General features: G+C 70.7%; 6 protein-coding genes. All 6 read left to right on the forward strand.

Going from position 1 to position 11984, the window contains the following annotated elements; all coding sequences use genetic code 11:
* Positions 1–13 precede the first annotated feature (13 nt).
* The 6 genes from AS96_RS09995 to AS96_RS10020 all read left to right on the forward strand — a co-directional run bounded on the left by AS96_RS09995 (position 14) and on the right by AS96_RS10020 (position 11925).
* Entirely contained in the window at positions 14–643 is a 630-nt protein-coding gene (locus AS96_RS09995) for a GntR family transcriptional regulator (RefSeq protein ID WP_036289172.1), read from the forward strand.
* A complete protein-coding gene (locus tag AS96_RS10000; protein ID WP_036289188.1) occupies positions 640–2166 on the forward strand; it encodes an MmgE/PrpD family protein in 1527 nt (508 codons plus the stop codon). Before AS96_RS09995 ends, AS96_RS10000 begins: the two co-directional genes overlap by 4 nt.
* Positions 2167–2314: 148 nt before the next feature.
* The gene (gene prpB, locus AS96_RS10005; RefSeq protein ID WP_036289190.1) at positions 2315–3217 is read left to right on the forward strand and encodes a methylisocitrate lyase; all 903 of its coding nucleotides are present in this window, start codon (positions 2315–2317) and stop codon (positions 3215–3217) included.
* Entirely contained in the window at positions 3214–4404 is a 1191-nt protein-coding gene (locus AS96_RS10010) for a bifunctional 2-methylcitrate synthase/citrate synthase (RefSeq protein WP_036289192.1), read from the forward strand. The genes prpB and AS96_RS10010 overlap by 4 nt, the downstream gene beginning before the upstream one ends.
* A gap of 200 nt (positions 4405–4604) precedes the next feature.
* Complete coding sequence (gene pulA, locus AS96_RS10015) at positions 4605–10664, forward strand: pullulanase-type alpha-1,6-glucosidase (protein WP_081768033.1); 6060 nt, start codon at positions 4605–4607, stop codon at positions 10662–10664.
* Positions 10665–10755: 91 nt separating this feature from the next.
* Positions 10756–11925, forward strand: a complete 1170-nt coding sequence (locus AS96_RS10020) for a thiolase family protein (protein WP_036289199.1) — start codon at positions 10756–10758, stop codon at positions 11923–11925.
* Positions 11926–11984 lie beyond the last annotated feature (59 nt).

Genomic DNA, 11984 nt, shown 5'->3' on the forward strand with positions numbered 1-11984 from the left:
GAGAGGAGAGCGCGTGCGTGCCAGTGACCGTGCCTACCGGGTGCTCCTCGACGAGATCCAGTCCGGCGATCTGGCGCCCGGCACGGTGCTCGCCGAAGTCGAGCAGTCCGTCCGCCTGGGCGTCAGCCGCACGCCGCTGCGCGAAGCGCTGGGGCGCCTGCTCGCCGACGGCCTCGTCGTGCAGCCGTCGCCGCGGCTCACCGTGGTCAGCGGCATCGATGCCGGCGACATCCGAGAGCTCTTCGAGGTGCGTCGCGCCCTGGAGGAGACGGCTGCGCGCCTCGCCGCACGCGGGGCCGATGCCGGTCTGTTCGCTGCGCTGGCCGGCGAGTTCGCGCGGACGGATGCCGCCGCCGACCCCGACGCCTACTACGCCCTCATCGCCCGCTTCGACGACGCCCTCGACGCAGCCGTCGCCAACGACTACCTGACCGCGGCCCTCAAGACGGTGCGGACCCACCTCGTCCGGGTCCGCCGGCTCGCGCGCGACAACCCCGCACGCCTGGCGGCATCCGTCGCCGAGCACCGACTGATCGCGTCCGCCGTCGCCGCCGGCGACGCCGACCTCGCCGCGCACGCCACCCATGTCCACCTGCACAACGCGCTCGTCGCGATCCTCGCCTCGCTGGAAGGAACCCCATGACCGTCATCCACCACGTCCGTGTGCACCGGAGCGAAGAGAACCTCGCCCGCGAGGACCAGCTCGCGCACAGGATCGCCGAGGTCGCCGCCGACCCGGTGGCCGTCAAGTCCGACGTCGTCGAGATGATCATCAACCGCGTCATCGACAACGCGGCGGTCGCCGCGGCATCCCTCACCCGCGGCCCCGTCACCGCGGCGCGCGCCCAGGCGCTCGATCACCCGGTCTCGCGGGGAGGGGCGGGCGCCACGGTGTTCGGCGAGCCGAACGAGGTGCGCACCAGTCCCGAGTGGGCGGCGTGGGCGAACGGCGTGGCCGTGCGCGAGCTCGACTACCACGACACCTTCCTCGCCGCGGAGTACTCGCACCCGGGCGACAACATCCCGCCGATCCTCGCCGTCGCCCAGCATGTCGGCGTCGACGGCGCGGCCCTGGTGCGCGCCATCGCGACCGGCTATGAGATCCAGATGGACCTCGTGCGCGCCATCAGCCTGCACAAGCACAAGATCGACCACGTCGCGCACCTGGGCCCGTCGGCGGCCGCCGGCATCGGCACCCTGCTCGGACTCGACGCCGACACCATCGCCCAGGCCGTCGCGCAGGCGCTGCACACGACCACGGCCACCCGTCAGTCCCGCAAGGGCGAGATCTCCACGTGGAAGGCGCACGCCCCCGCCTTCGCCGGCAAGATGGCGGTCGAAGCCGTCGACCGGGCGATGCGCGGGCAGACCTCTCCGTCGCCGATCTACGAAGGCGAGGACGGCGTCGTCGCATGGATGCTCGACGGCAAGGATGCCGCGTACGACGTTCCGCTTCCCGCGCCAGGCGAGCCCAAGCGTGCGATCCTCGACTCCTACACGAAGGAGCACTCGGCCGAGTATCAGGCGCAGGCGTGGATCGACCTGGCCCGAAAGCTCCACGGCACCCACCCCGAGCTCGCCGACCCGGCGAAGGTGGAGAGCATCGTGCTGCACACGAGCCACCACACCCACTACGTGATCGGCTCGGGCGCGAACGATCCGCAGAAGTACGACCCGCAGGCCTCCCGCGAGACCCTCGACCACTCGATCCCGTACATCTTCGCCGTCGCGCTGCAGGACGGCGGCTGGCACCACGTCGACTCGTACCTGCCCGCTCGCGCCGCCCGCGAGGACACGGTCGCGCTGTGGCACAAGATCACCACGGCGGAGGATGCCGAGTGGACGCGCCGCTACCACTCCGAAGACCCGGACGAGAAGGCGTTCGGCGGCCGCGTGGAGATCCGACTCACCGACGGCTCGACGCTCGTCGACGAGATCGCCGTCGCGGACGCCCATCCGCTCGGGGCGCGCCCGTTCGCCCGCGCCGACTACGTGCGCAAGTTCCGCCTGCTCGCCGAGCCCGTGCTCGCCCCGGCCGAGATCGAGCGGTTCCTCGCCCTCGCCGAGCGGCTGCCCGAGCTGACCGTCGACGAGGTGCGGGAGCTCAACATCGTCGCGAAGGCCGGTGTGCTGGCCTCGGTCGACTCCCCGAAGGGGCTGTTCTGATGCGTGGTCTCGGCGACGGACCGTACCGTATTCAGTCTCCATCGCGTGCTGACGACGCGGCGCCCGCGGAATTCCCCGGCGGGCCCGCTCCGTCTGCTTCGCGCAGACTGAATACGGTACGCCGCAGAGCACAGACAGGAGGCTTCTGATGCTGTACGCACAGACTCCGGCCGCCGAGAAGCGGCGCCTGCTGCGCGAGCGGCTCGCCGCGGGCGAGCTGCTGCGTTTCCCCGGGGCGTTCAACCCGCTGTCGGCCCGGCTGATCGAGCAGAAGGGCTTCGAAGGCGTCTACATCTCGGGCGCCGTGCTGTCGGCCGACCTGGGCCTGCCCGACATCGGCCTGACGACGCTCACCGAGGTCGCCGGGCGCGGGCAGCAGATCGCCCGCATGACCGAGCTCCCCGCGATCATCGACGCCGACACCGGCTTCGGCGAGCCGATGAACGTCGCCCGCACGATCCAGACGCTCGAGGATGCCGGGATCGCCGGCACCCACATCGAAGACCAGGTCAACCCGAAGCGCTGCGGCCACCTCGACGGCAAGCAGGTCGTCGACGCCGACACTGCGCTCCAGCGCATCCGCGCCGCCGTCGACGCGCGCCGCGATCCGAACTTCCTCATCATGGCGCGCACCGACATCCGCGCCGTCGAGGGGCTCGACGCCGCGATCGACCGCGCGAGGGCGCTGGTGGATGCCGGGGCGGACGCCATCTTCCCCGAGGCGATGCGCGATCTCGCCGAGTTCGAAGCGGTCGCGAAGGCGGTCGACGTGCCGATCCTCGCCAACATGACCGAGTTCGGCAAGAGCGAGCTGTTCGCCGTCGATGCGCTGCGGGATGCCGGGGTGCAGATCGTCATCTGGCCGGTGTCGCTGCTGCGCATGGCGATGGGCGCCGCCGGTCGCGCACTCGATACGCTGAACGACGAGGGACACCTCACCGGGCGGCTGGGGGAGATGCAGCACCGCGCCGACCTGTACGACCTCATCGATTACGAGTCGTACAACCACTTCGACCAGAGCGTCTTCAACTTTCAGATCACGAAGGAGTGACCATGCCCGACATTCACAAGGGACTCGCCGGGGTCGTCGCCGACGTCACGGCGATCAGCAAGGTCAACCCCGAGACCAACTCGCTGCTGTACCGCGGCTACCCCGTGCACGAGCTGGCCGCCACCCAGTCGGCCGAGGCGGTCGCCTACCTGCTGTGGAACGGCGACCTGCCGACGGACGAGCAGCTCGCGGCGCTGCGGTCGACCGAGCGCGCGCACCGCGCCCTGCAGGATGACGTGAAGGCGGCGATCGACCTGACGCCGCTCGACGCGCACCCGATGGATGAGGTGCGCACGGCGGTCAGCGTGCTGGGCGCCCGCGACCTCGCCGGCACGGGCTCGGTGCTCGACGCCACGGGCACGCCCGAGGAGAACCTCGAGCGCTCGATCCGCCTGTTCGCCGCCCTCCCCGCGATCGTCGCGTACGGTCAGCGTCGTCGCCGCGGCGAGGAGCTCATCGCGCCGCGCGACGATCTCGACTACGCCGCCAACTTCCTCTGGATGACCTTCGGGGAGGAGTTCGACGACGTCGTGGTGGATGCCTTCAACCGCTCGATGATCCTGTACGCGGAGCACTCGTTCAACGCCTCGACGTTCACCGCGCGCGTCATCACCTCGACCCTGTCCGACCTGTACTCGGCCGTGGTCGGCGCGATCGGCGCGCTCAAGGGGCCGCTCCACGGCGGGGCGAACGAGGCCGTGCTGCACATCTTCGACGAGATCGGCGACGCCGACGAGGTGGAGGCCTGGCTCGACCGCGCGCTCGCCGAGAAGCGCAAGATCATGGGATTCGGGCACCGCGTCTACAAGCACGGCGACTCGCGGGTACCGACCATGAAGGCGGCGCTCGACACCCTCATCGACTACTACGACCGCCCCGACGTCGAGGCGCTGTACACGACGCTCGAGCGCGAGTTCGTCGAGCGGAAGGGCATCTACCCGAACCTCGACTACCCGTCGGGTCCCGCGTACAACCTGATCGGGTTCGACACCCTGACCTTCACGCCGCTGTTCGTCGCGGCGCGGGTGGTCGGCTGGACCGCGCACATCATGGAGCAGGCCGCGTCGAACGCGCTCATCCGCCCGCTCTCGGAGTACGTCGGCCCCGACGAGCGGCACATCGCGGGCTTCGTCGACGAGGCCGGCACCTCGACGATCACGCTCCGCGCCGCCGAAGCCGAGGGCTGATCCGGCTCGAAGCATCCTCGTCCCGCCCCGCCCCGCGCCGGCGCAGCGCGCCCGGCGGCACCGGGTCGGGGCGAGGATGCCTCACACCCGGATCATGGCTGAATGAGAGGATTCTCATACCGAACTGTGACCGGTCCCAGTAGCGTCGGGGGTACCTGCTCAGGGCACGGTGCCGTGCTCGCACACCCCGGGAGCTCCGCGTGCCTCAGTCGACGACGACCCTGTCCACCCCCGCGCGGCGCGCGTTCGCGCTGCTCGCCGCCGCCGTCCTCGTCGGGGCCGGCGCCGTCGCCGTCACTGCCGCGCCCACCCTCGCCGCCGATCGCGTGCCCACGCTCGTCGGCGACCTGCAGAGCGAGCTGGGATGCCCCGGCGACTGGGATCCCGCGTGCGCCGCGACCACGCTCGAACCGGTCGACGGCACCACGCAGTACGCGCGCACGTTCGACGTGCCGGCGGGCACGTACGAGTACAAGATCGCGCTGAACGGCGCGTGGGACGAGAGCTACGGCGCCGACGGCGCGGCCGGGGGAGCGAACATCCCGCTCACCATCGCCGGACCGGCCTCGCTCCGCTTCGTCTACGACGACACCTCGCACCGCATCGCGATCGAGACCAACACCTTGGCATCCGGGTATACCGCTGCCGACGACGCGATCGTCTCCGCGCCCGTGCGCCAGGCCGGCGACGGCAAGCAGTTCTACTTCGTCATGACCGACCGGTTCGCCAACGGCGACACCGCGAACGACACCGGCGGCCTCACCGGCGACCGCCTCACCACCGGGTTCGACCCGACCTCGAGCGGCTTCTACAACGGCGGCGACATCGCGGGCCTGCGCGCGAACCTCGACTACATCGCGGGACTCGGCACGAACGCGATCTGGCTGACGCCGAGCTTCATGAACAAGCCCGTCCAGGGCGAGGGCGAGAACGCGAGCGCCGGGTACCACGGCTATTGGATCACCGACTTCACCCGCATCGACCCGCACCTCGGCACGAACGACGAGCTGAAGGCCTTCATCGACGACGCGCACAGCCGTGGCATCGACGTCTACTTCGACATCATCACGAACCACACCGCCGACGTCATCTCGTACGCCGAGAACCAGTACACCTACATCGACCAGGCGACGAAGCCGTACACCGATGCCGCGGGGAACGCCTTCGACCCCGCCGACTTCGCCGGCACCGACACGTTCCCGACGATGGATGCGGCCACGAGCTTCCCGTACACCCCCGTCGTCGACCCGGCCGAGGCGAACGTGAAGGTGCCGGCCTGGCTCAACGACGTCACGCTGTACCACAACCGCGGTGACTCCACCTATCAGGGCGAGTCGACGACGTACGGCGACTTCTCCGGGCTCGACGACCTCATGACCGAGAACCCGGCCGTCGTGAACGGCTTCGCCGACGTGTACGAGTCGTGGATCGACCTCGGCATCGACGGATTCCGCATCGACACGGCCAAGCACGTCGACTTCCCGTTCTGGCAGCAGTGGACGGCCAAGGTGCTCGACTACGCGCACAGTCAGGGCAAGCCCGACTTCTTCATGTTCGGCGAGGTGTACGACGCCGACCCCGCCGTGCTCTCGCCGTACGTGCGCGACACCGACATGAACTCGGTGCTCGACTTCGCGTTCCAGTCGGCCGCGACGAGCTTCGCCAAGGGCGGCGACGCGCAGGTGCTGCAGAAGATGTTCGCCGGCGACGACCGCTACACGACGCCCGACTCGTCGGCGACGGCGTTGCCGACCTTCCTCGGCAATCACGACATGGGGCGGATCGGCTACTTCCTGAAGAACACGCCGGATGCCGAGCAGCGTGACCTTCTCGCCCACGACCTGCTGTTCCTCAGCCGCGGCCAGCCGGTCGTCTACTACGGCGACGAGCAGGGCTTCACCGGGGCCGACCCCGGCGGCGACAAGAGCGCCCGGCAGACCCTGTTCGCGAGCGAGGTGCCGGAGTATCAGAACCAGACCCTGATCGACGGCACGCCGGTGGGATCGGCCGACCGCTACGGCACCGACACCGCCCTGTACACGCACATCGCCGGGCTCTCGGCGCTGCGCGCGCAGCATCCGGCACTCGTCGACGGCGCGCAGATCGAGCGGTACGCGAAAGACGGCGTGTACGCCTTCTCGCGCGTCGGCGCCGACGAGAAGGTCGAGTACCTCGTCGCGCTCAACAACACGGCATCCGAGGCGACCGTCACGGTGCCGACGCTGACGGCGGATGCCTCGTTCACGGGTGTCTACGGCGCGACGGGCTCGCTCACGACCGGCGCCGACGCCACGGCCGCCGTCACGGTTCCCGCCCTCTCCGCGGTCGTCTACCGCGCGGACGCCGCCGTGACAGCCCCCGCTGCGCCTGCGCCCCTCGAGGTGACGGCGCCGGCCGCCGGTGCGGGGCTGTCGGGTCAGGTCGCCGTCTCGGCGACCGCCGACCAGTCGTGGCGGCAGACGAGCTTCGCCTGGCGCGTCGTCGGCGGTGACGAGTGGCACCCGCTCGGCACGGCCGAGGACACGACGCCCGGCGTCTTCCACGACGTCGCGGGTCTCGCCGCCGGCACGCTCGTCGAGTACCGCGCCGTGTCGACCGACGCTGCCGGTGGCCGCTCCGCGGCATCCACCTACGCCTCCGTCGGCAACCGCGTGAACCTCGTCGACGACCCGGCGCCGGAGGAGCCCGACGACGCGACGCCGTACGACTTCGTCAGCATTCCGGGGTCGCTGAACACCGAGATGGGCTGCGCAGACGACTGGGCGCCCGACTGCGATCAGGCGCAGATGACCCAGGTCGATGGCATCTGGCGGCTGACGGTCGACCTGCCCGCCGGCGACTACGAGTACAAGGTCGCGACCGAGAAGAGCTGGGACGAGAACTACGGCCAGGGCGGCGTCGCGAGCGGCCCGAACCTCGTCCTCCGCCACGCCGGCGGACCGGTGACCTTCTGGTTCGACCCGCGCACGAAGGTCGTGCAGTCGAGCGATGACGGCCCCGTCGTCACCCTCGCAGGCTCGTTCCAGTCGGAGCTCGGCTGCGCGGGCGACTGGGCGCCCGACTGCCTGCGCGCGATGATGTTCGACGGCGACCGCGACGGCGTCTACGAGTTCTCGACGACGAAGCTGCCCACCGGCTCGTACGAGCTGAAGGTCGCGCACGGGCTCAGCTGGGCGGAGAACTACGGCGCCGACGGCGCGCGCGACGGCGCGAACATCGCGTTCTCGGCCACCGAGGGCAAGCGCGTCTCGTTCCGCTACGACGTGGCGACGCACCTGCTCGAGATCGTCTCGGCCGACCCGCCGCTCCCCGGCACCGGCCAGTCGCGCGCGCACTGGATCGACGCCGACACGATCGCGTGGCCCGGCGAGCTCGGCGCACCCGCCGTCGGTGCGACCTGGCAGCTGTACGGCTCGGCCACGGCGGCGCTCGCCGTCTCGGACGGCGACGTCACCGGGACGGACGGCGACCCGGTGACGCTGACACGCGTCGGCGACGGGCTGACCGACGCGCAGCGCGCGCGCTTCCCGGCTCTCTCCGGCTTCGTCGCCCTGCACGTCGAGGGGCAGGACCGCGACGCCGTCGCGACGCTCCTACGCGGGCAGCTTGCCGTCGCGCAGCGCGGTGCCGACGGCAAGCTCACCGCCTACACCGGCGTGCAGATCCCGGGCGTGCTCGACGACCTCTACGCCGACGCCGTCGCTGACGACGACCTGGGGGTCTCCTTCCGCGGATCCAAGCCGACCTTCCGCGTCTGGGCGCCGACGGCGCAGACGGCGACGCTCCTGACGTGGGATGCCGGTGCGACGGGCGATCCCGCGCGGCGCGAGGCATCCTTCGATTCGGCATCGGGCACCTGGAGCGTCACGGGCGGGAAGGCGCTGACCGGCGACGAGTACCTCTGGGAGGTCGCGGTCTACGCCCCGACGACCGGAAAGGTCGAGACGAACCAGGTCACGGACCCGTACACGGTCGCGCTCACGGCCAACTCGACCCGGTCGGTCGCGATCGACCTCGCCGACCCTGCGTGGGCGCCGAAGGTGTGGAAGAAGACGAAGGCGCCGGTGATCGCGCGCGACGTCGACCGTGCCATCTACGAGCTGCACATCCGCGACTTCTCGATCGGCGACGAGACGGTGCCCGAGACCGAGCGCGGCACCTACCTCGCCTTCGCCCGGGACAGCGCCGGCACGCAGCAGCTGAAGCAGCTGGCATCCGCCGGCATCAACACGGTGCACCTGCTGCCGTCGTTCGACATCGCGACGATCGAGGAGAACCGCGCCCAGCAGGCGGTGCCCGCGTGCGACCTCGCGTCGTTCGCGCCCGACTCCGCCGAGCAGCAGGCCTGCGTCGCGGCGGTCGCCGACACCGACGGGTTCAACTGGGGCTACGACCCGTTCCACTTCCAGGCGCCCGAGGGCTCGTACGCGGTGAACCCCGAGGGCGGGGCGCGCGTGGGCGAGTTCCGGACGATGGTCGGGTCGCTCCACAAGATGGGGCTGCAGGTCGTGCTCGACGAGGTGTACAACCACACCTCGGCCTCGGGGCAGGCGGACACGTCGGTGCTCGACAAGGTCGTGCCGGGCTACTACCAGCGCCTCGACGGCAACGGCGCCGTGCAGACCTCCACGTGCTGCCAGAACGTCGCCACCGAGCACGCCGTCGCGCAGAAGCTCATGGTCGACTCCGTCGTGCTGTGGGCGAAGGAGTACAAGGTCGACGGCTTCCGGTTCGACCTGATGGGGCACCACTCGAAGGACAACATGCTCGCCATCCGGGCCGCACTCGACGAGCTGACCCTCAAGAAGGACGGCGTCGACGGGAAGAAGGTGTACCTCTACGGAGAGGGCTGGAACTTCGGCGAAGTGCAGGACGACGCCCTGTTCGTGCAGGCGCGGCAGGGGAACCTCGGCGGCACCGGCATCGGCACGTTCAGCGATCGCCTCCGCGATGCGGTGCACGGCGGCAGCCCCGTCGACGCCGGCTCGACCTTCCGCCAGGGGTACGGCACGGGGCTCGCGACCGACCCGAACGGCGACCCGATCAACGGCACCCCCGAGCAGGCGCTCGCCGACCTCGGTCACCAGACCGACCTCGTCAAGCTCGGACTCGCCGGCAACCTCGCCGACTTCGCCCTGACGACCGCCGACGGCAGCGTGAAGAAGGGAGCGGAGCTCGACTACAACGGGCAGGCGGCGGGCTATGCCGACGAGCCCGAGGAGATCATCAGCTACGTCGACGCGCACGACAACGAGACGCTGTACGACCTCGGCGTGCTGAAGCTGCCGAAAGACACGACGATGGCCGACCGGGTGCGGATGAACACCCTGTCGCTCGCGACCGTGACGCTGTCGCAGACCCCGTCGTTCTGGCACGCGGGCACCGAGCTGCTGCGGTCGAAGTCGCTCGACCGCAACAGCTACAACTCGGGCGACTGGTTCAACAGGATCGACTGGACCGGTCAGGAATCGACGTTCGGGTCGGGGCTGCCCCCGGCCGCCGACAACCAGGAGAAGTGGGCCGTCATGCAGCCGCTGCTCGCGGACCCCGCCCTGAAGCCCGGGCCGGCGGACATGGCCGCGGCGGAGGCATCCGCCCTCGACCTGCTGCGGGTGCGGGGCGAGGTGCCCCTCCTGCGACTCGGCTCGGCCGACCGCATCGAGCAGAAGGTGTCGTTCCCGAACAGCGGCGCCGGCGCGACGCCGGGCGTGATCACGATGCTCGTCGACGACACGGTCGGCGCCGACGTCGATCCCGACCTGGCCGGTGCGCTCGTCGTCTTCAACGCGTCGCCCGAAGCGACCACGCAGACCGTGCCCGCGCTGTCGGGGCGCTCGTTCACGCTCACGTCGGCGCAGGCGAACGGGTCGGATGCCGTCGTGAAGACGACGACATGGGATGCCGCCACGGGCACCGTCACGGTGCCGGCCCGCTCCGTCGCGGTGCTGACCGAGGCCCAGCCGGTCGCGACCCACGTGATCGCGCAGCCGAGCCGACTGCTCGTGCGCCACGGGTCGTCGGTCAGTGTGTCGGGCAAGGTCACGGCCGACGACCGCAGCGCGCCCGTCGGCACCGTCACCGTGACCGACAACGGCACGACCGTCGCGACGGTGACCCTGGATGCCGACGACCGCGGCCGGTTCTCGGTGACGCTGCCGGCGCTCCGCCGCGGCCTGCACGTCGTGCGGGTCACCTTCACCGGTGCCCCCGGCTGGCTCGACTCCCGCGCGAGGGGGGTGCTGCCCGTCGTCGCGTACTGACGGGCGCGGACGGCGCGGACGGGCGGCGGGCCGCTGACCGGTGCGCGTGCTGACACGCGCGCGGGCAGGAGACAGGATGGATGCCATGAACATGCGCACCGCCGTCATCGTCGACGCCGTCCGCACCCCGTCGGGGCGCGGCAAGCCGGGCGGGGCGCTCAGCGGCATCCATCCCGTCGACCTCGCCGCGCACGTGCTGCGCGCGACGCTCGAACGCAACGGACTCGACTCCCGTCAGATCGACGACGTGCTGCTCGGCTGCGTCAGCCAGGTCGGCGAACAGACGATGAACATCGCGCGTCAGGCGGTGCTCGCGGCCGGATTCGACGAGCGCGTTCCGGCGACGACGATCGATCGGCAGTGCGGATCGAGCCAGCAGGCCGCGCAGTTCGCGGCGCAGGGCGTCATGGCCGGACAGTACGACATCGTCATCGCCGGCGGCGTCGAATCGATGAGCCGCGTGCCTCTCGGGGTCGCGGCATCCGTCGCCGGTTCACCCTTCTCACCGGGGTTGCACGCGCGCTATCCCGACGGACTCGTGAACCAGGGCGTGTCGGCCGAGCTGATCGCGGCGCGCTGGGGCTTCTCGCGCGACGAGCTCGACGCGTACGCGGCCGAGTCGCACGAACGCGCTGCCGAGGCGCAGGTCCAGGGCAGATTCGCCTCGCAGCTGCTGGCCGTCGACGGTGTCGAGATCGACGAGACGGTGCGCCCGGGCACCACCGTCGCGGGTCTTTCCGGCCTCGCGCCGGCCTTCCGCACCGATGCCATGGCGGAGCGCTTTCCCGAGATCGACTGGCTGATCACACCCGGCAACTCTTCTCCGCTGACCGACGGCGCCTCCGCGGTGCTCATCATGAGCGAGCAGAAGGCGCTCGAGCTGGGGCTGACGCCGCGTGCGCGCTTCCACGCGTTCGCCGTCGTCGGCGACGACCCCCTGATGATGCTCACGGGGCCGATTCCCGCGACACGTCGCGTGCTGGAGCGCGGTGGCCTGACGATCGACGATCTCGACGCGTACGAGGTCAACGAGGCGTTCGCCCCGGTGCCGCTCGCGTGGGCTGCCGAACTCGGCGCGGATGCCGCCAAGCTCAACCCCTGGGGAGGGGCGATCGCCCTCGGGCACGCGCTCGGCTCCAGCGGCACGCGACTTCTCGGTACGCTCCTCGCGCACCTCGAGTCCACCGGCGGACGGTACGGACTGCAGACCATGTGCGAGGGCGGGGGCATGGCGAACGCCACCATCATCGAACGGCTCTAGGCCGTGTTGCTAAATGCTGTTGTGGGGCGGGTGGGCGATCCTTGAGGTGTGTCGCGAGA

Source organism: Microbacterium sp. MRS-1, from assembly GCF_000585455.1.
In the GTDB taxonomy this organism is placed as follows: Bacteria; Actinomycetota; Actinomycetes; order Actinomycetales; family Microbacteriaceae; genus Microbacterium; species Microbacterium laevaniformans.

Bases quoted from the DNA above. Each gene is read 5' to 3' on its own strand.
- AS96_RS10000 (WP_036289188.1), top strand. From the start codon at position 640: ATGACCGTCATCCACCACGTCCGTGTGCACCGGAGCGAAGAGAACCTC.
- prpB (WP_036289190.1), top strand. From the start codon at position 2,315: ATGCTGTACGCACAGACTCCGGCCGCCGAGAAGCGGCGCCTGCTGCGC.
- AS96_RS10020 (WP_036289199.1), top strand. From the start codon at position 10,756: ATGCGCACCGCCGTCATCGTCGACGCCGTCCGCACCCCGTCGGGGCGC.